The sequence below is a fragment of the Pseudoduganella sp. UC29_106 genome, assembly GCF_044055365.1.
Lineage (GTDB): Bacteria > Pseudomonadota > Gammaproteobacteria > Burkholderiales > Burkholderiaceae_D > Rugamonas.
This window is the reverse complement of sequence record NZ_CP171977.1, coordinates 4,446,329-4,466,665: the sequence shown is the minus strand read 5'-3', so window position 1 is coordinate 4,466,665 and position 20,337 is coordinate 4,446,329. Positions and strand designations below refer to the sequence as shown.

11 protein-coding genes, 3 tRNA genes and 8 pseudogenes are annotated in these 20,337 nt (G+C 60.1%); 15 read left to right on the top strand and 7 right to left on the bottom strand.

Features of this window, described 5'->3' with window-relative positions; genetic code table 11:
- Nucleotides 1–4 precede the first annotated feature (4 nt).
- From ctaD to ACHMW6_RS22170, 13 genes and pseudogenes are all read left to right on the top strand, one after another.
- Nucleotides 5–1,822 (top strand): cytochrome c oxidase subunit I, encoded by a 1,818-nt coding sequence (gene ctaD, locus ACHMW6_RS22230; RefSeq protein ID WP_395399971.1) that lies wholly within the window; start codon nucleotides 5–7, stop codon nucleotides 1,820–1,822.
- Nucleotides 1,803–2,228, top strand: a pseudogene (locus ACHMW6_RS22225) (hypothetical protein); the annotation flags it as partial. The gene ctaD and the pseudogene ACHMW6_RS22225, both read left to right, overlap by 20 nt.
- 265 nt (nucleotides 2,229–2,493) lie before the next feature.
- A pseudogene (locus ACHMW6_RS22220) lies at nucleotides 2,494–3,158 on the top strand (heme-copper oxidase subunit III family protein).
- Between the two features lie 9 nt (nucleotides 3,159–3,167).
- A pseudogene (locus ACHMW6_RS22215) lies at nucleotides 3,168–3,487 on the top strand (cytochrome C oxidase subunit IV family protein).
- Between the two features lie 39 nt (nucleotides 3,488–3,526).
- Nucleotides 3,527–3,602 (top strand) — tRNA-Glu (locus tag ACHMW6_RS22210).
- A gap of 32 nt (nucleotides 3,603–3,634) precedes the next feature.
- Nucleotides 3,635–3,710, top strand: a tRNA-Glu gene (locus ACHMW6_RS22205).
- Nucleotides 3,711–3,730: 20 nt separating this feature from the next.
- A pseudogene (gene earP, locus ACHMW6_RS22200) lies at nucleotides 3,731–4,872 on the top strand (elongation factor P maturation arginine rhamnosyltransferase EarP).
- Between the two features lie 61 nt (nucleotides 4,873–4,933).
- A pseudogene (locus ACHMW6_RS22195) lies at nucleotides 4,934–5,508 on the top strand (elongation factor P).
- Nucleotides 5,509–5,773: 265 nt separating this feature from the next.
- Nucleotides 5,774–7,354: pseudogene (locus ACHMW6_RS22190) on the top strand (amidase).
- Nucleotides 7,355–7,614: 260 nt separating this feature from the next.
- On the top strand, nucleotides 7,615–8,235 hold the full coding sequence (locus ACHMW6_RS22185; protein ID WP_395399969.1) for a methyltransferase family protein: 621 nt from the start codon (nucleotides 7,615–7,617) through the stop codon (nucleotides 8,233–8,235).
- Between the two features lie 1,162 nt (nucleotides 8,236–9,397).
- Complete coding sequence (locus ACHMW6_RS22180) at nucleotides 9,398–10,429, top strand: IS110 family transposase (RefSeq protein WP_395399967.1); 1,032 nt, start codon at nucleotides 9,398–9,400, stop codon at nucleotides 10,427–10,429.
- Nucleotides 10,430–10,653: 224 nt separating this feature from the next.
- Entirely contained in the window at nucleotides 10,654–11,481 is an 828-nt protein-coding gene (locus ACHMW6_RS22175; protein WP_395399965.1) for a hypothetical protein, read from the top strand.
- Nucleotides 11,482–11,614: 133 nt separating this feature from the next.
- Nucleotides 11,615–12,839, top strand: a pseudogene (locus ACHMW6_RS22170) (glycosyltransferase).
- 36 nt (nucleotides 12,840–12,875) lie between these two features.
- Here the strand turns inward: ACHMW6_RS22170 and ACHMW6_RS22165 are convergent.
- On the bottom strand, nucleotides 12,876–13,061 hold the full coding sequence (locus ACHMW6_RS22165; protein ID WP_395399963.1) for a hypothetical protein: 186 nt from the start codon (nucleotides 13,059–13,061) through the stop codon (nucleotides 12,876–12,878).
- Nucleotides 13,062–13,216: 155 nt separating this feature from the next.
- On the opposite strand from ACHMW6_RS22165, the gene ACHMW6_RS22160 reads away from it, so the two are divergent.
- The gene (locus ACHMW6_RS22160) at nucleotides 13,217–14,617 is read left to right on the top strand and encodes a PLP-dependent aminotransferase family protein (RefSeq protein ID WP_395399961.1); all 1,401 of its coding nucleotides are present in this window, start codon (nucleotides 13,217–13,219) and stop codon (nucleotides 14,615–14,617) included.
- A 17-nt stretch (nucleotides 14,618–14,634) separates the two neighbouring features.
- Here the strand turns inward: ACHMW6_RS22160 and dbpA are convergent, their stop codons facing one another.
- The 4 genes and pseudogenes from dbpA to ACHMW6_RS22140 form a co-directional block, all read right to left on the bottom strand.
- A complete protein-coding gene (dbpA, locus tag ACHMW6_RS22155) occupies nucleotides 14,635–16,038 on the bottom strand; it encodes an ATP-dependent RNA helicase DbpA (RefSeq protein WP_395399959.1) in 1,404 nt (467 codons plus the stop codon).
- 4 nt (nucleotides 16,039–16,042) lie between these two features.
- On the bottom strand, nucleotides 16,043–16,267 hold the full coding sequence (locus tag ACHMW6_RS22150) for a hypothetical protein (protein WP_395399957.1): 225 nt from the start codon (nucleotides 16,265–16,267) through the stop codon (nucleotides 16,043–16,045).
- 84 nt (nucleotides 16,268–16,351) lie between these two features.
- Nucleotides 16,352–17,976: pseudogene (locus tag ACHMW6_RS22145) on the bottom strand (acid phosphatase).
- An 11-nt stretch (nucleotides 17,977–17,987) separates the two neighbouring features.
- The gene (locus ACHMW6_RS22140; RefSeq protein ID WP_395399955.1) at nucleotides 17,988–18,446 is read right to left on the bottom strand and encodes a MarR family winged helix-turn-helix transcriptional regulator; all 459 of its coding nucleotides are present in this window, start codon (nucleotides 18,444–18,446) and stop codon (nucleotides 17,988–17,990) included.
- A 99-nt stretch (nucleotides 18,447–18,545) separates the two neighbouring features.
- On the opposite strand from ACHMW6_RS22140, the gene ACHMW6_RS22135 reads away from it, so the two are divergent.
- Nucleotides 18,546–19,328 (top strand): SDR family NAD(P)-dependent oxidoreductase, encoded by a 783-nt coding sequence (locus tag ACHMW6_RS22135; protein WP_395399953.1) that lies wholly within the window; start codon nucleotides 18,546–18,548, stop codon nucleotides 19,326–19,328.
- A 3-nt stretch (nucleotides 19,329–19,331) separates the two neighbouring features.
- On the opposite strand, the gene ACHMW6_RS22130 is transcribed toward ACHMW6_RS22135, so the two are convergent.
- Nucleotides 19,332–19,922, bottom strand: a complete 591-nt coding sequence (locus ACHMW6_RS22130) for a hypothetical protein (protein WP_395399951.1) — start codon at nucleotides 19,920–19,922, stop codon at nucleotides 19,332–19,334.
- 305 nt (nucleotides 19,923–20,227) lie between these two features.
- A tRNA-Met gene (locus ACHMW6_RS22125) sits at nucleotides 20,228–20,304 on the bottom strand.
- Between the last annotated feature and the right edge of the window lie 33 nt (nucleotides 20,305–20,337).

The window sequence follows — 20,337 nt, the reverse complement described above, 5'->3', positions numbered from 1 at the left end:
GCGCATGGCATACGGCGAAGAGCATGCAACCGAGCACGGGCAGGAGCACGACCATGGCCCGCAAAGCTTCTGGACCAAGTATGTCTGGAGCCAGGACCACAAGGTCATCGCCATCCAGTACACGCTGACGGCCGTTTTCGTCGGCGTGATTGGCCTGGTGCTGTCCGACCTGATGCGCCTGCAGCTCGGCTTCCCGGGCAAGTTCCAGTTCATCGATCCGGCCAGCTATTACCAGTTCATTACCATGCACGGCATGATCATGGTGATCTACCTGCTGACGGCGCTGTTCCTGGGCGGCTTCGGCAACTACCTGATCCCGCTGATGGTGGGCGCGCGCGACATGGTGTTCCCCTTCCTGAACATGCTCAGCTACTGGTTCTACCTGCTGGCGGTCGTGATCCTGTGCGCCAGCTTCTTCGTCCCCGGCGGCCCCACCGGCGCCGGCTGGACGCTGTATCCTCCGCAAGCCATCCTGCCCGGCACGCCGGGCGTGGAGGGCGGCATCATCGTGATGCTGGTTTCGCTGATCGTGTTCATCGTGGCCGCCACCATGGGCGGCCTGAATTACGTCACCACCGTGCTGCAGGCGCGCACGCGCGGCATGACGCTGATGCGCATGCCGCTGACGGTGTGGGGCATTTTCATCGCCACCGTACTGGCCCTGCTGGCCTTCCCCGCGCTCTTCGTCAGCGGCGTAATGATGCTCCTCGATAAGGCGCTCGGCACCAGCTTCTTCATGCCCGCCATCCTGTCCATGGGCCAGCAACTGGGCTACAAGGGCGGCAGCCCCTTGCTGTTCCAGCACCTGTTCTGGTTCTTCGGCCACCCCGAGGTGTACATCGTGGCGCTTCCGGCCTTCGGCGTGATTTCGGACCTGATCAGCGTGCACGCCCGCAAGCAGATCTTCGGCTACCGCATGATGGTGTGGGCGATCGTTATCATCGGCGGCCTGAGTTTCGTCGTGTGGGCCCACCACATGTATGTGAGCGGCATGCATCCCTGGTTCGGCTTCTTCTTCGCCACCACCACGCTGATCATCGCGGTGCCCACCGCGCTCAAGGTCTATAACTGGACGCTGACCCTGTGGCGCGGCGACATTCATTTAACGGTCCCCATGCTGTTCGCGCTCGGCTTCATCTCGACCTTCCTGATAGGCGGGCTGACTGGCCTCTTCCTCGGCAATGTCAGCGTGGATATCCCGCTGTCCAACACTTACTTCGTGGTTGCGCACTTCCATATGGTGATGGGTGTGTCGCCGGTGCTGGCGGTCTTCGGCGGTATCTACCACTGGTATCCGAAAGCCACAGGGCGCATGTACAACGAAGTGATGGGCAAGCTGCACTTCTGGGTCACCTTCCTGGGCGCCTACGCCATCTTCTTCCCCATGCACTACCTGGGCATCCTCGGCATGCCGCGCCGCTATTACGCCTACGAGAACTACAACTTCATCCCGGCGTCCGCCCATGCGATGAACGAATTCATCACTGTGGCTGCGCTGGTGGTCGGCGTGACGCAACTGGTCTTCCTGTTCAACATGGCATGGAGCGTCTGGAACGGCAAGCCGGCCGGCTGTAATCCGTGGCGCGCGGCCAGCCTGGAATGGTTCACGCCGCACACGCCGCCACAGCACGGCAACTGGGGCCCCGAACTGCCGGTGGCCTACCGTGGCGCCTACGACTACGGCCGCGATGCGCCGAACGGCGAGGACTACTTCCCGCAGAACGTGGGACCGGAGCAGCACGAACACGGCGCGCCGCCGCATACGCCGCCGCCACGTCCGCCGAGCGTGCCAAGCCGTGAGGATGTGGAGGTGCCGAAATGAACGGCGCCACACTCCGCACCAGCAATGGCTTCCCCGGATGCCGGAAGGGCAGGGCGCCCACAATGGCGGGCCGGCCGCGCCGCATGGCGCGCGCAAGGTCGGGCTGTGGGTGTTCATGGGCGTGGTGTCCGCGCTGTTCATGCTGTTCGCCTTTGCCTACGCAATGCGCATGGCCTATGAGGACTGGCGCAGCCTGAATTACATCCCCTGGCAGCTGTGGCTCAGCACAGCCCTGCTGCTGGCCGGCAGCGTTACCTGGGAGGCGGCGCGCCGCCAGGCCGAAGCGGGCCGCCGTGAATCGGCCCGCAAGGTCAGCGCCTTTGCACTACTGCTCGCGCTGTGCTTCATCGCGTCCCAGCTGGCAGCCTGGCAGGCCATGACGGACGGCGACTACGGCCTGCGTGCCAATCCCGCCAACAGCTTCTTCTATATGATCACCGGCCTGCACGGCCTGCACGTGCTGGGCGGCCTGGGTCGCCGGCATGCTGGTCGCGGCGGGTTTCCTGCGTGGCCGCGCCACCGAGCGGGTAGGCGAGGGCATCGCGCTGTGCGCCCAGTACTGGCATTTCCTGTTCTTCCTGTGGCTCGCAGTGTTCGCGCTGCTGTTCTACGTGACGCCCGAAGTGGTCCGGGCATTCTGCACGACGGTTGGCATACCAGTGAGGTGAACCATGGAGACGCAAACACAGTCAGCCCAAGGCTGGCAAGGCTTCGTCAACGACTGGGCGGGCGACAAGGTCGCGTTCCACGTCCCGTGGGGCAAGGCCATGATGTGGATCTTCCTCCTCAGCGACACCTTCATCTTCGGCACCTTCCTCACCGGCTACATGTCGGTGCGCATCTGGCCACCACCGCCTGGCCCAACCCCAGTGAAGTGTTTTCGCTGACCATCGCCGGCACCCAGCTGCCGCTGATCCTGATCGCCATCATGACCTTCGTGCTGATCACCAGCAGCGGCACGATGGCGCTCGCGGTCAACTATGGCTATCGGCGCGACAAGAAAAAAGCCGGCATCCTGATGCTGGTAACCGCGCTGTTCGGCGCCACCTTTGTCGGCATGCAGGCCTTCGAATGGAGCAAGCTGATTCACGAAGGCGTGCGGCCCTGGGGCAATCCCATGGGCGCGGCGCAATTCGGCTCCTGCTTCTTCATGATCACCGGCTTCCACGGCCTGCACGTGTCGGCGGGCGTCATCTATCTTTCCATCATTGCCAAGCGCGTGATGTCCGGTTTCTATGACAAGAAGGGTTACGACATCGTCGAGATCACGGGCCTGTACTGGCACTTCGTGGATCTTGTGTGGGTGTTCATCTTTGCATTCTTCTATCTGTGGTAGGAGGCGACCATGTCCGGCGCAACTGCACAACAGCACCCGCTTGGGGTGTACTTCAAGGTCTGGATCCTGCTCTTCGTACTGAGCACGTTTTCCTACCTGGTCGACTTCTTCCACGTGCAGGGCTTGCTGCGCTGGGGGCTGATCATCACCCTGATGATCCTGAAGGCCGGCTTCATTGTCGCGATCTTCATGCACCTGAAGTGGGAGAGGCTGGCGCTGAAGTACGCCATCATCATTCCGCCGTGGCAATCCTCGTTCTGTGCGCCATGATGTTCTATGAATCAGACTACGTGTTCGCAAACCGGCTGACGTTCTTCTCCTTGAAATAGCGGGGAACCGCTGATATAATGCGCGCACGCTTTTACGACGTCCCCATCGTCTAGAGGCCTAGGACATCACCCTTTCACGGTGAGTACCGGGGTTCGAATCCCCGTGGGGACGCCAAGTCAAATCTTTCAAGCGCAGTGCACGTCCCGGTCCCCATCGTCTAGAGGCCTAGGACATCACCCTTTCACGGTGAGTACCGGGGTTCGAATCCCCGTGGGGACGCCAAAACACTTCCTTCCTCCGCATTGACCACTTCTCTTGCCATTTTCTGCAAAGTTGTCGACAACTTTGGCGACATCGGTATTTGCTGGCGGCTCTCGAAGCAGCTCCGGCAGGAGCACGGCATTGCCGTCACGCTCTGGGTAGACGACCTGGCAAGCTTCCGCCGCATCTGTCCGGAAGTCGATACCTCCGCTGAAACGCAGTCGCTGCAAGGCGTCATCGTGCGTCACTGGCGCGACCAGGAAGGCGTGTTCACGCCGGACGACGTAGCGGACATCGTCATCGAATTCTTTGCCGTCGATATTCCGCCCGGCTATGTGGAAGCGATGGCGCAGCGTTCGCGCAAGCCCGTGTGGTTCAACCTGGAAGGCCTGACGGCGGAAGAGTGGGTGGAAGGCTGCCATCGCCTGCCGTCCATGCATCCGCGCCTGCCGCTGACCAAGCATTTCTTCTTCCCCGGCTTCACGCAGCGCACCGGCGGCCTGCTGGTCGAGCGCGAACTCGAAACGCAGCGCCAGGCTTTTGACGCCGTCGATGTCGCAGCCTTTATGGCGCGCCTCGGCGTCACGCCTGCCGAACAGGCGGCGCTGAAAGTCTCGCTGTTCTGCTACCCGTATGCGCCAGTTGCCGAACTGTTCACCGCATGGGCGGCAGCCGGCGACGCGATCGTATGCCTGGCCCCTGAAGGCGTTGCCGACAATGCCGTCCGTGACTTCCTCGGCGACGAAGCTGCGCCCCGGTGCCGTGCGCACCCACGGCGCGCTGACCGTGCGCGTGATCCCCTTCGTGCCGCAGCCGGATTATGACAAGCTGCTCTGGTCCTGCGACCTGAACTTTGTCCGTGGCGAAGATTCCTGGGTGCGCGCACAATGGGCTTGTAAACCCTTCGTCTGGCACATCTATTCGCAGGACGAAAACTTGCACCACAAGAAGTTGCGGGCCTTCCTGCAGCGTTACGCGGCTGGCAACGTCAGCCTGCCCGAATTCTCACTGGCCTGGAACGGCGCCAGCGAAAACCAGGACTGGAATTCGCTGTGGCCGGGCCTGATGGCCGACCTGCCAACGTTGACGCAACGCGCTGTCGACTGGCAGCAACAGATGCGGTCCCTATGGGGATCTCGCTACCAATCTACTGGAGTTTGCCCGATCGCTCCAGTACGCCTAATGAGAAAAGTGAGCTATAATGATCGGTTACTGCAACCCCCCTTTATAAGCGTAGAGTTTTTATGAAACCAGCAAAAGAAATTCGTGTCGGCAACATCATCATGGTTGAGGGCAAGCCGTTCATCGTCCTGCGCTCCGACGTCAACGGTTCCAGCCGCACCGGCTTCACTTACAAGTGGAAGATGAAGAACCTGCTGACCAACGCTCCGCTGGAAAACGTATTCCGCGGCGACGACAAGTTCGACGTGGTGATCCTGGACAAGAAGCCAGTGACCTACTCGTACTTCGCTGATCCTCTGTACGTCTTCATGGACGAAGAGTACAACCAGTACGAAATCGAGAAGAAAACATGGGTGAAGCCGTCAACTTCCTGAAGGATGGCATGGAATGCGAAGCAGTGTTCTACGATGGCAAAGCTATCTCCGTAGAACTGCCGATCACCATCGCTCGCCAGATCGTATACTCGGAGCCTGCAGTGAAGGGCAACACCTCCGGTAACGTGATGAAAGAAGCGAAGATCGAAAACGCGATCGAATCCAAGCAATTCACCATCCAGGTTCCGCTGTTCGTGAGCCAGGACGACGTGATCGAGATCGACACCCGCACCAACGAATTCAAAAAAGTCGTTCGCAACTAATTCTCGGCCCCTCCGCCGACCGAAAAAAGCCCGCCCGCCGCGGGCTTTTTTTTATCCCGCGCCTCCGACCAGGTGTCAGCCACATCGTGGCTGACACCAGCCTTTGCCCTTGGTTTTCCTGAAAATGTGCAATTGGGCAACAATTTGTATTTTTTGATAGCAATTTTTAATAACCCACTGGTATGCTACCGGTTTGCGTCTTTTCGGCAATATTGCAGCATCGTTCATCAGCGGGGATGGCATGGATCGCAGGAATTTTGTTCGGATGGGAATATTCGCGGGTGGCGCGGCCACGCTGGCCCGTCCAGAAGCAGCGCTGGCTGCACCGAAACCCAATAGTGGCGGCATCCTCGACGCAGGGGTGCAGCTGCAGCAGGAGCTGATGGCTTCCAACAAGCTGACCTCCCACTCGCTGACCTCGCAATACCTGGCCCGCATCAACAACATCGACAAGGCCGGCCCCCGCCTCAACGCCGTCATCGAAATCAATCCCGAAGCGCTTAAAATCGCCCGCGAAATGGACCGCGAGCGCCTGCAGCGTCGCCTGCGGGGACCGCTGCACGGCATCCCCGTCCTGCTCAAAGACAACATCGCCACCGCGGACCGCATGAGTACCACTGCCGGATCGCTGGCGCTGGCCGGCGTGCGCGCCGCCAGGGATTCCCACGTCGCCGCCCAGTTGCGCGCCGCCGGCGCCGTCATCATCGGCAAGACCAATCTGAGCGAGTGGGCCGATATGCGCTCCTCGCATTCCGTCAGCGGCTGGAGCGCGCGCGGCGGCCTGACCCGCAATCCTTATTCGCTGGACCGCAACTGCAGCGGTTCCAGTCCGGTTGCCGGCGCCGCCATCGCAGCCGGACTGGCCACGCTCGCTGTGGGTACCGAAACCGACGGCTCGATTGTGTCGCCTGCCTCGATCTGCGGCCTGGTCGGCATCAAGCCCACCATCGGCCTCGTCTCGCGCAGCGGCATCATCCCCATCGCCCACTCGCAGGACACCGCCGGCCCCATGGCCCGCAGCGTGACCGACGCCGCCCTGATGCTGGCCGCCATGGCCGGTGTCGACCCCGCCGATCCGATCACGCAGGAAGGCTCCGGCAAAGCCGCCGACTACGTCAAGGCGCTGGACAAGAACGCCTTGCAAGGGAAGCGCCTCGGCGTCGCCCGCCAACTTCTTCGGCGGCAGCGATGCGATCGATGCCGAGATGGAGAAAGCGCTGTCCGCGCTGAAAGCACAGGGCGCCGTGCTGATTGACGTGCAAGTGCCGAACACCGACAAATACGGCGACAGCGAGACCGAAGTCCTGCTCTACGAATTCAAGTCCGACCTCGCCGCCTACCTCAAGACCTACGCGCCGGACGCCCAGGTCAGGAACATGGCCGACCTGATCGCCTTCAACAAAAAAGAACGCCCAGCTCGAGCTGCCATACTTTGGCCAGGAATACCTCGAACGCGCCGAAGCGAAGGAAGGCCTGGATAGCCTAAGCCTACATCGACGCGCTGGCCAACAACCGCCGCTACTCGCGCGAAGAGGGCATAGATAAAGTCCTGCAAGAGCATCAGCTCGACGCCCTGGTCGCACCCACCGACGGCCCCGCCTGGCTGACGGACTTCATCGACGGCGACCACTACGGCCGCAGCTTCTCCTCGCCCGCCGCCGTCGCCGGCTACCCGCACGTGACGGTCCCCGCCGGCCACGTGCAAGGCCTGCCCGTCGGCCTCAGCTTCGTCGGCACCGCCTACAGCGACGCCTCCCTGATCGGCATGGCCTACGCCTACGAGCAAGCCACGATGGCCCGCCGCGCCCCGCAATTCCGCGCCTCGGTATCTCCTGCTGTGAAGTAGGCTGAGCGAGGGGCGCTCGGCCCGACGCTTTCGTTGCACATGCGCGGACACGGCGCAGAGCTCATTGGGCGCTCGCGGACGTAGCGTGCCTAAGTTCGGGTTTTTTTAATGTTGCAGCAATCGGCTGCAGTACTTCCTCTTGACAACATTCTTGTCCGCGTTACAAAGTGTGAATTTTTTCCTCCGGCAAAATGCTATGCTGCGCTGGGTCGGCTGAGGTCGGCAAAGAAAGACCTTTCACATAAAATCGGCTGCACCCCATGTTCCAAGTCTCATCCCTGTTCAGGTCGCGTCTCGCCAATTTCATTGGCGGCCTGGCGCTCGCCGCGCTCTGGGGTCTATTCGCACTCTCCCACATCGACAGCTGGCGCGTCTTTGACGACTGGACATACCTGATCTTCTGCGCCGCCGAAACGCTGGCGGCGTTCCTGTTCCTGATGCGCAGCAATCCAGTGGCCGTCTCAAGTAATCCCTGGGACTGGCTGGCCGGCGTTGTCGGCACTTTCAGCCCGTTGCTGTTTGAACCCGCCGAATGGGGACTGCTGTCCGAAGCCAGGCATCTGATGGTGCTCGGTTGCGTAATGCAGATCGCTGGACTGCTGTCGCTGAACCGGAGCTTCGGCCTCGTCCCGGCGCGCCGAATCATCAAGACTGCAGGCTTGTACCGCATAGTGCGTCATCCGCTGTACTCCAGTTACCTTTTGGGCGGCATCGGATACGCGCTGTCAAACAGCAGCTGGCGCAATCTTGCCGTCGCCTGCGCTGTGATACTGCTGATGCTCCTGCGTCTCGTGCGCGAGGAGCGCGTGCTTCGGCAGGACGCTGCATATCGCACCTATATGGAGCAGGTGCCATATAGACTAATTCCCCTTGTCTATTGAACAGGCGGTCAGTGGTGGCTGGACCCGGCCAACAGCCGACGCTCCGATGAATCCTTCTGTAACGCTATGCAAAAATACCTCCTAATTCTCCCGGCCCTTACTTTGTTCACAAGTGCGCTTGCGGGTAAGCAGGAAATTTCATTGAAGAAGGGCATGTCTTACAAAGCTGCAATGACAGAATTGCGCCGTGGGGGCTGGTCTCCCCGAAAGATGCATGTAAAGAACGAGTATGCGTACATCGGAATCGAGAATACTATGCGCACACATGGCGTGAAGGGCATTGAAAGCTGTGCGGTTGACCGGCCGGTATGCATACTCAACTATGCGAAGGCTAATATGTGCCTCCGAGTCGTTACATGGGGCGAAGAATTCAAAGACCTTAAGATTGATTACTGGGACCGGGAATGCCCCCCACAAGACGCACTTTGAGGCGCCTCGACCTGAAACTAAAATCGGCCAAAGGCAGACAATGTGTTCTGAAAAAAAACCAAGACCAAAATGAAACCATACAAGATTTATTTTTTGATATTAACACTGACAAGCTGTATTGCTCTGATTACGGTGATGTGGTTTTTCCTGCCGCCGGAGGTTGTATCCGACGGAGCAGCGATATTCGCCATAGCTTTTTTGATGGGAATCGCTGCCATTTACAAATATTGTCAATTAAATAAGGATAAAATTGCTGCAAGGATGGACGAAATTCGGAAAAGTTAGTTTCAAGGGCTTCCGTCTTGTCGAGACGCGAACGGCTGCTGGTGCCGTCAGGCCGAACCAGCCACCGAAAGCGAAGCCGGCGCGAAATACTCGGTGGGCGAAAGCTGCCACCCAAGTCGCCGGTCGTAGCAATCCTCCTCGGGTCTATCGCTGCCTTCATCACAGTTGGTGCGGTGTCGTGGTCCACGCCAGATGGCAACCTCGTGGTGACTTTGGTGCCAGCACTGGCAATTGGTCTGACTGTCTTCGGCCTTGCATTGCGGCGCTTCCGTCGTGGCGGGTCAAAGTGACTAAACCAGGGCGCTTGAGGGAGACACGGACGTGTTCAGGCCGCATTTCTGACCGACAAAATTCGGCCAGAAGCAATGGGATGGACTCCTCCTCTCTAGAAGCGCCTCGGCACCTAAACTGGAGTTTCCACACAACCAGTTTGGAAAAGGAGTCCACCATGAAGATTATCCGCGTCGGCGTCGACCTCGCCAAGAATGTTTTTCAGGTCCACGGTGTCGATCGTTGTGAGAAGGTTGTCTGGCGTAAGAAGCTGGGCCGGGCAGATTGGCTCACGGCGCTCCTGGGGAGAATTGAGCCAGGATGCGAGATCGGAATGGAGGCTTGTGGCGGTGCACATCACTGGGCACGCGAGTTGCAGAAGCGAGGCTTTGTCGTAAGACTGATCGCGCCGCAGTTTGTGAAGCCGTACGTGAAGAGCAACAAGAATGATGCGAACGATGCCGAGGCAATTTGCGAAGCGATGAGCCGGCCGAACATGCGTTTCGTCGCAGTCAAAACGGTCGAGCAGCAAGACCTGCAAGCAATACACCGCATCAGAGCGGAACTGTGCAGTCAGCGCACCGCAAAGGGCAACCAGATTCGCGGGCTGTGCGCTGAGTACGGCCTGGTCGCAGCAAGAGACCTGCTGCAATTGAGGGTCGCCATCCCTTGTTGGCTGGAGGATCTCGACAATGGATTAACGAACCGCTTCCGTCGACTGTTACGCGCTTTATGGCTTGATTTACTTGGGCTCGATCTACGCGTTAAGGAGCTAGATCAGGATATACAGGTGGCGGCCGATACCGATCCGGTTGCCAGCAGGCTGCAGCAAATGCGCGGCGTGGGACCCGTCATTGCAACGGCGATCGTGGCGAACGTTGGTGACGCCAAGCAGTTCTGCAATGGTCGGCAAATGGCGGCGTCGCTTGGGCTGACACCACGGCAAAACAGCTCGGGCGGCAAGACGCGATTGCTGGGCATTACCAAGCGCGGGGATTCGCAGTTACGAACGTTGCTGATCCACGGTGCACGTTCAGTCTTGCGAACTGCGGCGAACAAAGATGATCGATTAAGTCGTTGGGTGACACACTTGGCACAGACGAGGCATCACAACATTGCAGCAGTAGCGTTAGCAAACAAGATGGCGCGCATCGCTTGGGCGATGATGACCAAAGGCACTGATTACCATCCTGGCATGTTGCCAGCTTGAACCGCAACACACTGAATAGAAAAAAGAGGAGCTTCCAACCGCGATTGCAAAGCATGCCGTTGATGGCCAACAGGTCGAACCGGCGCTGGCAAAACCCGACAACGTCCGAGGTCTCTGAGCCCGAAGAAGCAATTGGGAGCCGGCGCGCGAACAGCCCATTATGGTCCTTGTCTCAAGAGAGACAACGCAGTTAGAGACCGGATATACGTGAGCAGTCGCACCTAGTGTTCAAAAACGGAGTGTTTGCAAACGAGGAGGAGTCCATATACAGACGCTTAATTATCGTCAAGGAGTACTTTTCTATTAAATCCATAGTTAGAGCTATCGTCTCTTTGCTTCTGTTAGGTGCAATTTTGAGCGGCGCTGCAGTAGCAACTGATTTTCAAAACCTAGAAACAAGGTACGGAAAAATCGATGCCACTAATAGCCTCGGCAAGGTTTCCATTCGCTATCGCGATAAAGTGATTTTAAAGGCGGAGGCAGACGGGGGGAGTCTATTCCGCATAACGTCAGATGCAGGCAACGAATTCGTCGTAGTGAACTTCGAGCATGGCGGCCTCAATTGCCGTGGTTTCTTTCACTTGATAGAGATCTCACCGAGTGGTGTCGTCAAGGTTTCCCGAGATTTTGGTGAATGTTATGAACTTGGCGGTGCGGGCTTCGTTGCGGGTACTCCGGTGGTGCACCTTAAGAAAATCATTGATGGCAATCCCCCTGAAATGGTTAGCTTCCTTTGGCGAGACGGGACGATCAGCAAGATTTTCGAATCGACCGATAGTTGCCGTTCACTGAGCTTTTCAGCGACGAGTGTTTCCAAGAAAGTGAATTCCAACAATATGGAAAATCAGGTTGGTGGCGCAGGAAGATTACAGATCTATTCGGCGCCTAGTGACGCCTGTGCAAAGAAAGGTGTTTTCGTCCTTGCTGGAGAAAGGCTCAAGTCATCATTGAGATTTGAAGACTTCGCATACGTGACTTACACAAATCCAAAGACTGGTAAAAAGGCTGAGGGATGGGTGTACGTTGACCGGCTCTCTCCCGCAAATAAGTGACCTTCCGCGGCGGGCCGAATACGATAATAGGCGCGACGGTCCGAGATGGGGCGAGAGTTACCATACACTTGGCGTAACACCCGGCCGGGAGCGGATTGCGGGCGACTTCATCGACCTCGCTCGACACTTGATCATGACCACCAATTTTTTTTCCACGCCATTAATCGCCTGGTTGTCTCTCCTGATCTGGGTCGTTTTGCTGGTGGCTCGCGGTGGGTTCTGGCGCGCGCAGCCAGCGCGCGCGCTTTTCTGCGACCACCATCAAGGCCGTCGGCAACGACGAAGTCAGCCGTCGCGGTGCATGGCCCGCGCTGGTGGCGGTCGTGCCGGCACGCAATGAAGCCGATGTCATCGGCCGTGCGGTCGGTTCGTTGCTCAAGCAGGACTATCCGGGTGCTTTTCACGTAATTGTCATCGATGACGACAGCACGGACGGTACGGCGACCGCTGCCGCGGCCACGGCACGCGACCTCGATCTTAAAGACCGCCTGACTGTGTGGACCGCAAAGCCGCTGCCACCAGGCTGGTCGGGCAAAGTTTGGGCGCAGTCGCAGGGCATCGGCGCGGTCGCTAAGCTCGACCTTCCCGCCGAGTTTCTGCTGTTGACAGACGCCGACATCCATCATCCGGCCAATGCCGCCACGCAGCTCGTTGCGCGTGCAATTCTCGAAGACCGTGATCTCGTCTCACTGATGGTGCGCTTGCGTTGCGATTCGTTGTCGGAGAAGGCGCTGATTCCTGCGTTCGTCTTCTTCTTTGCAAAGCTCTATCCGTTCGCGTGGGTAAGCGACGTCAAGAAGGCGACTTCGGGCGCGGCTGGCGGCTGCATGCTCTTGCGACGGTCGGCGCTGGCAGAAGCGGGCGGTATCGAATCGATCCGGCACGAACTCATCGACGATTGCAGCCTCGCGGAACGTATCAAGCATCGTCGCGGTAGAGGCAATGCGCGGCCTATTCGTTTGGATCTGGCGGAATCGAGCGAATCGCTGCGTCCGTACGATTCGTGGCGCGACATCTGGAACATGATCGCGCGCACGGCGTTCACGCAATTGCGCTATTCGCCCCTCCTGCTGGCCGGCACGGTAACCGGCATGTTCTTGATTTATCTCGTTCCACCGCTATTCGCGCTGGCGATGGGGACGCTTGCCTGGCCGGCCTGGGCGGCGTGGATTCTCATGTGTATCGCGTATGCGCCGATGCTGCGTTATTACCGCAGGTCGATACTGTGGGCGCCGACGTTACCGTTGATCGCCTTGTTTTACGTGAGTGCGACGATTGGATCGGCGGTGCGCTATTGGACCGGCAAGGGTGGGCAGTGGAAGTCGCGCGTGCAAGCGCCCAGCCAAAGCGATTCCTGAAGCCTCTTCTTTATATCAGCCGAACATTCTTGGCCATCAGGGGAAGGTCAAGTCCAGGCCGAGCATCCTGCTAAGGACGAAGGTGACGAGCCCCAGGCCCACGAGCAATAGCACGAAGACTGCGGCCACCTTGCCGCTTGCACGTAGCACCGCACGGTTCTCCATCGCTTTCTCCTTCTCCTTCTTCCCTTGATCGTAATGCCACTTGATGGCGAAGAACATGCCGATGCCGAGTACGACAAACTTGAACGTAACTAAGACTACAGGGATCCAATCCATCTTTTTGATATTTCCAGGCTATTACTGACACTATCTATCGTGCTGCTGCACGTTCCGAGGCATACTACCGAAAAGCAAAATCCATACATTGAGACATAATGTCCCAGTTGAAAACCATACAAGATAAAAATTCGCCGATCTGGTTGCCGCGGCTGGCCGTGAACGGCGGGCCACGTTTTTTGCAGATTGCGGATGCCTTGCAGGCGGCGGTGGTAGACGGATCGCTGAAACCGGGTGACCGTCTGCCTCCGCAGCGCCAGTTGGCCGTACAGCTGGACGTCGACCTGACGACGATCACGCGCGCATACGACGAAGCCAGGCGCCGCAACTTGTTGGAGGGCCGTGGCGCTCGCGGCACGTATGTCGCGGCGCCGAAAGTCGAATTGACCTCGATCCTCGACCTGAGCATGAATACCCCACCGCCGCCGCATGGCGTGGACTTCGACGATATGTTGAAACAGGGTTTGTCTCAAGTATTGATGAGGGCAGATAGTGAATTGCTGATGACTTACCACCTGGGCGGGGGAAGCGACTCCGATCGCAAGGCTGGCACCAAATGGCTCGAACCGATGTTTGGATATCTGGACTCTCCACAGGTCGTTGTCTGTCCGGGTGCGCAAGCGGCGATCGCCGCCTTGATCCTTGCTCTGACGGCGCCTGGCGATATCATCCTGGCAGAGCCAACGACTTATCCCGGCTTGCGTGCCGCAGCGACCCAGTTCGGCCGGCGCATCATTGCGGTGGAAGCGGACCAGCACGGAATGCTGCCTGAGATGCTTGAGGAAGCGTGCCGCCAGCACAAGCCCGGGCTGGTCTACCTCAATCCGACATTACAGAACCCGACCGCCGTCACCATGCCGGAACGCCGGCGCAAGGAGCTCGCCGGCATCGCAAAGCGCTGCAATGTACGTATCGTCGAGGACGATCCCTACTGGCTGCTTGCCGATGCCCCGCCACCGCCTATTGCCACCTTTGCCCCGGAACAGGTGTACTACATCTCAACCCTGTCGAAATGCCTGACGCCGGGCTTGCGTGTCGCGTTCGTGCTAATACGCGACGCGGACGAACGCGAACGTTTCCTGGTCGCGTTAAGATCATTTGCGCTGATGGTCGCTCCTCTGACGGCCGCACTGGCCACGCAGTGGATCCTCGACGGTTCGGCTGACGCATTGATGGAAGGCGTACGCAAGGAGGCGCGCCTGCGCCACCGCATGGCTCGGGATATTCTGGCGGGGCGGTACGGCGGCGCCGGAGACGGCCTGCATGTATGGCTCGAGTTGCCGGCGTATTGGAACTCCTCACAGCTCGCGCGTGCAGCAGACAACGAGGGCATCGCAGTCACGCCGGCGGAGGCATTCGCAACTGGCAGCGGATCCGTGAATGCGATTCGAATCTCTTTGGGCAGCATCAAGGACCGTCGACGCTTACAAGCAGGTCTTCAACGGCTGTCTGATCTGCTTGCGCGGCGGCCCGAGTCGTTCGGCGTGGCTGTGGTTTAGGCAGGGCGGGCTGCGGATCAGACCTCGATAAAGCGCATCTTGAAGTTGCGGCCCTTGAACGAGCCGAAGTCGCCGCCGAGGCGACTGGCGGCGTTGAGGCGGGCGAAGGCGTCGTAGGCGATGCGGCGATCGAGGGCGACGTAGGTCTGGAATTCGGTGACGTTGATCTTGCCCACGTGTTCCTTGGCCAGCTTGCCGTCGCCGGTGAGGGCGCCGAGGACGTCGCCTGGGCGCAGTTTGTCTTTCTTGCCGCCGGCGATGCAGAGAGTCATCATGGGTGCGGGATCGCCGTGTTCGTCGTCAGCAGACAGTTCCTTGATGGAGTGCCATTCGGCAGTCACGCCCTGATATTCTTCGATCGCTTTCACCCACTTCTTTTCGTTGGGCGCGCACAGGGTCAGCGCCAGGCCCTGATCGCCGGCGCGGCCGGTGCGGCCTACGCGGTGGACGTGGACTTCGCTGTCTTTCGATACGTCCGCATTGATCACGGCTTCCAGGCCGCTGATATCGAGGCCGCGGGCGGCGACGTCGGTAGCGATCAGGATCGAGCAGCTGCGGTTGGAGAACAGCACGAGGATCTCGTCGCGCTCGCGCTGTTCCAGTTCGCCGTAGAGGGCGAGGGCGGAGAAGCCATCGGCGCGCAGGGTGTCGAGCAGTTCGCGGCAGTGCGCCTTGGTGTTGCAGAACACGATGGCGGAGCCGGGACGGTAGTGTCCCAACAGGCGTGCGACGCCAGCGTCGCGCTCATCGAAGCCGATTTCGTAGAAGCGCTGCTCGATCTGGGCGGAGCTGTGCTGCGCCTCGATGATCACTTCCACCGGATCGTAGAGGAAGGACTCGGTCGCGGCGCGGAAGTCGTCCGGATAGGTGGCGGAGAAGAGCAGGGTCTGGCGGCGCTTCGGGCATTCGCGGACAATTGCCGCGATCTCGTCGTAGAAGCCCATGTCCGTCATGCGGTCCGCCTCGTCGAGCACCAGCATTTGCACGGTCGAGAGGTCGATGGTCTGGCGTGAGATGTGGTCGCGGATGCGGCCCGGCGTGCCGACCACGATGTGCGCGCCATGCTCCAGCGACGCGATCTGCGGGCGCATCGGCGCGCCGCCCGTGAGCACAAGAATCTTCACATTCCCCATGCTGCGCGCCAGTCGGCGCAACTCATTCGCCACCTGGTCCGCCAGTTCGCGGGTAGGGCAGAGCACCAGGCCCTGGGTGGCGAACCATGCGGGATTGATCTTTTGCAGCAGGCCGATGCCGAAAGCCGCGGTCTTGCCGCTGCCGGTTTTCGCCTGGGCGATCAGGTCGCACCCCTGCAGCACGGATGGCAGGCTCTGAGCCTGGATCGGCGTCATCTCCTTATAGCCCAGCGACTCGAGGTTCGCGAGGAAGGAATCGGAAAGGGGCAGGGTAGAGAAAGAAGTCATGGCGTCAGTCACGGCGCCAGATGGGTAGGCCCGTTAAATCAAGATTGGGATCATTCTGCCAGATTGGCAGGCCGGATGTATCGGTTGGCTCGAGCAGTTCCATTTGTTCCTGCTTCATGGCCGGACGGCGCTTGCGCGGCGGCGCCGAAAGCTTAGGCTCCGGTTCCATTGGCGCGGCTGAGCCAAAGCCCGGCAGATCCAATGTTGCGTTGTCTTTTTTATCTCTCATTTGCCGTCACAGAAAACAAAAGCCCGGCTGAAACAGTCGGGCTTCGATACTAAAACGGCACGCAGTGTAACACAGGCAACTGCTTTAACGGAAGGCAAGCGCGCCGGTCAGGTCGCCCGGCGGCAACGCACCCCGGTCGATAAAGGCCTTGTTGCGCTCGGCCAGGCCTTCCAGCAGCGGCAGGTCGTGCAGGCGCGAGATGAATCGCAGAATGGACGTGGTGTCGTAGAAACTGTGGTCCACCGCGCCTTTCTTGGCGAAGGGCGACACGATGATGGCCGGGATGCGCGAACCTGGACCCCAGCGATCGCCCTTGGGCGGCGCCACGTGGTCCCACCAGCCGCCGTTTTCGTCGAAGGTGACCACGACGACCATGTCCTTCCACTGCGGCGATTTCTTCAGGTGCTCCAGCACATTGACGATGTGCTGGTCGCCGGACTCCACGTCCGAATAGCCCGCATGCAGGTTCAGGTTGCCCTGCGGCTTGTAGAAAGTCACTGCCGGCAGCTTGCCCGTCACCACATCGGCCAGGAATTTGTTCGAGATCGGGCTGTCGCCCAGGCCACCGTCGCGCAAGTGCTCGGCGCGCTCCTTCGTGCCCGGCGCGAACTGCTTGAAGTAGTTGAGGGGCTGGTGATGGTACTGGAAGTTCGGCTTCGGGCCGCCGCCCTTTGCGTCCAATGCCGCTTGCCACGCGCCGCCGTACCACGCCCAGCTCACACCTTTGCGGGACAGCAGGTCGCCGATCGTGTCATAGGTTTGCGGCGGCAGCAGGCTGGCGTCGCCCGGATCGCCCAGTGCCGGATCGCCTCCCGGTGCGGGACGCACCCAGGTCGGCTGGTAGGGAGGGGCCATGGTGTTGACCGCAAAACCGTCCGGCGTGATGGCGCCATCCTGCACGTAGACCGGCTTGCCCTCCAGCGCGGACTTGGGCGACTCCGCCGACACGGCCAGGCGCACGCCGGTCGGGCCATCGGCCAGCGCAGCGATCTTCTTTTCGCCGGACTGTTGGCGGCGTCCGGATAGACGGGCGTGCGGCCCGAGATCAGGAACTGGTGGTTCAGGTAGGAGCCGCCGAAGGCCGCCATGAAGAAGTTGTCGCACAGCGTGTATTCGCGGGCGACTTGCCACAGGCCGAGGTTCTTGCAGGTCTCGCCGTAATAGCCCATCACCATGCCGCCGGTATTGCCCCAGGCGGCGAAGCCATCGTTCTTGCCGCCGTTGATCTGCATCTGGTTCTGGTAGAACAGGTGCCACAGGTCGCGCGTGATCACGGATTCCGGCAGCGGCTTGCCCTCGGCATCGGTCAGCTTGAAAGGTGCGTTCGGCAGGTTGACGATGTGCTCTTCCTTCACTTCATAGCGCTTGCCGCCGATGTCCTGCGGCGTGGGCACCATGCCGCCCCAGATCTTCGGCAAAGTAGGCAGCACGCTGCCGTCGAAGTCGCGCTGCAGGTAGTCGGCCGGCTTCAGGGCGGACAGCGGCGACGCCAGGCCGGGGAAATCCGCAAACAGGTTATTGAAGCTGCGGTTCTCCAGGTAGATCACCACGACGTTTTTCACATGCGCTTTCAGCTTCGCATCCAGTGAGCCGCGCTTCGGCGCCGGTTTGGCTTCGGCCATGGCGCCCGGCAGCGTGGTCGCAATGCCGGTGGCGGCAGCCGCGCGGAAGATCTTGCGGCGGGATGGATTGCTTGGCTGATCGTTCATTGAGTGCTTCCTTATTCTTTGTTGAATTGTGCTTCGAAGTCTGGCGAGGCAACCCAGTCCAGCATGCGGCGCAACTCGCGGGCCTGGTCGGCGCCGACCAATTGTTCGAATCGCTGGTGCGCGGTTGACCAGCGCTCCGCGCCTTCCGCCAGCTTTTGCTTGCCGGCCTGGGTCAGCGAGACGACCTTGGCGCGCTTGTCCTGCGCGTGCGGGGATAGCGACACATAGCCGTCGCGGATCAGGGGCTTGAGGGTGTGGCTGAGGGCGGAGAGGTCCATCACCAGGTTGTCGGCCAGCGCGCGCAGCGTGGGACGTTCCATTCGACTGATCTGGCTCAGCAGGCCGAGCTGGGTGGCCTTCAGGCCGATCGGCTCGATCGCATCGTCATAGAGCTGGCCGAGGCGACGCACCGCGCGGCGCATGGCGGCGTTGGTGCAGATCGATTCGTCGGCGGGTAGGTTGGGTTTCATCGCCGAGCATTATCCCACTTGATTTCCAAAGATCAAGCACATATAGTGGCATATGCCAGTATATTTTGAATGGAGTTTTGACAATGAGCGATAAAAACCTTGGTAAGGCCCTCATCACGGGCGCTTCCGCCGGACTCGGCGCGATCTTACGCCGACCGTCTGGCCCGCCGCGGCTATGACTTAGTCCTGGTCGCGCGCCGCGCCGACAAGCTGGAACTGCTGGCCGACAAGCTGGCCCGCGAATATGGCGTGAACGTGCAAGTGGTGGGCGCCGACCTGTCCGCCTCGGCCGACCTGGAGCGCGTGGCCACTTTGGCGGGGTCTGACCCCGACATTACATTACTGGTGAATAACGCGGGCACGGCGACACTGGCGCCGATCGCGGGCACGCAGCCGGCGCAGCATGATGCGATGGTGGACTTGAACGCGTCCGCACTGTCGCGCCTGAGCATGGCGGCGCTGAGTGCTTTCAAGGCGCGCGACAAGGGCACGATTGTGAATATCGGCTCCGTGCTGGGCTTCGCCGTGCTGCCGGTCAGCAGCATCTACAGCGCGACCAAGGGCTTTGTGATCAATTTCACCCAGGGCCTGCAGGGCGAGGTGCAGGGGACCAATGTGTTTGTGCAGCTGGTGCTGCCGGCTGCCAGCGCTACCGATATCTGGGAAACGGCAGGCCTGCCGCTGTCGCATCTGGACCCGGCGACAGTGATGCAGCCGGAAGACGTGGTCGACGCCGCGCTGGCGGGGCTGGACCAGCGCGAACTGGTTACGCTGCCGTCGCTGGAAGATGCGCAGCTGTGGTCGGATTTCGTTGAGCTGCGCGGACGCATGTTCGCGGCGGCCCAGCGCAGCAAGCCGGCTTCGCGTTACGCCGTGCGCTGAGGCTCAGTCTTCCAGGCACGCATCGGCGAGCTGATCGTCGCGGCGCCGATGCTTCGACACGCGCCGTTCAACCTGCTGCTCTGCGCGCATCCGGCTTTGGTCAACCAGCATGAGCGCAGTCTGCAACGCCTCGCTCATGCTCTTCGCGGCCAATTGAATTGCCTCGGTGGGCGAAGGCTCCGGCGGGTTGATCCGGTTTTGCATTTCGCGCCGCAGTTTGCTGGCAGGCGACCATTCATCGTCTTGCGGCCGGCGTATCCAGAGATCGCGCCAGGCGTTTCGCGGCGCACCGGTCGCCGCAGCAACCATCTGACTCGGCGACATTATTTGTCCGCGATAGACCAGGTTGTCATGCACTATTTCCGCGTAAAACAGCTGCTCGGCGCAGCGCAGGCGTAGCCGCGTGCCGCTTGGCAGGAAAAGGCATTTCCATTGATAGCCGGTCGGCGGCGACTCGGCTTCCTGTGCGGCCTTCAGCCATTGCTGGAGTGCGCGGACGATCGCGTCCGACATGCTCAGTGTGCTGCCCGAGGTTCGCAGGAATAGCGCCAACTCCGCATAGATCGCAAAAGGCATTGCATTTTGATGGTCCATTATCTGGCCCTCCCTGATCTATAGACCAGGTGTATGCATAGTGGTTCCCGAGTCAGTCGCCAGAATTGTCTATTTCGTGTGTCGCTTTCTGCCTATTTTTGTCTATTTTTGTCTATTTTCGGGCGCTCGAAAAAATAGACAAAAATAGGCAAGATAGATAGGAATAGGCGGGCGAAATAGACAATTCTGGCGACTGACTCGGACGAGCATAGAACCCCCGGTGTGGGGCGAGTGCGGCGGGCGCGGCCGAGTAGGGGCGGCGCGGAAAATAAAAAAAGCCGCTGGGAAGCGGCTTTTTTGGAATTTGGTTGCGGGGACAGGATTTGAACCTGTGACCTTCGGGTTATGAGCCCGACGAGCTGCCAGACTGCTCCACCCCGCGTCTGAGGCAAGCATTATATACCGTGCTCGCGGC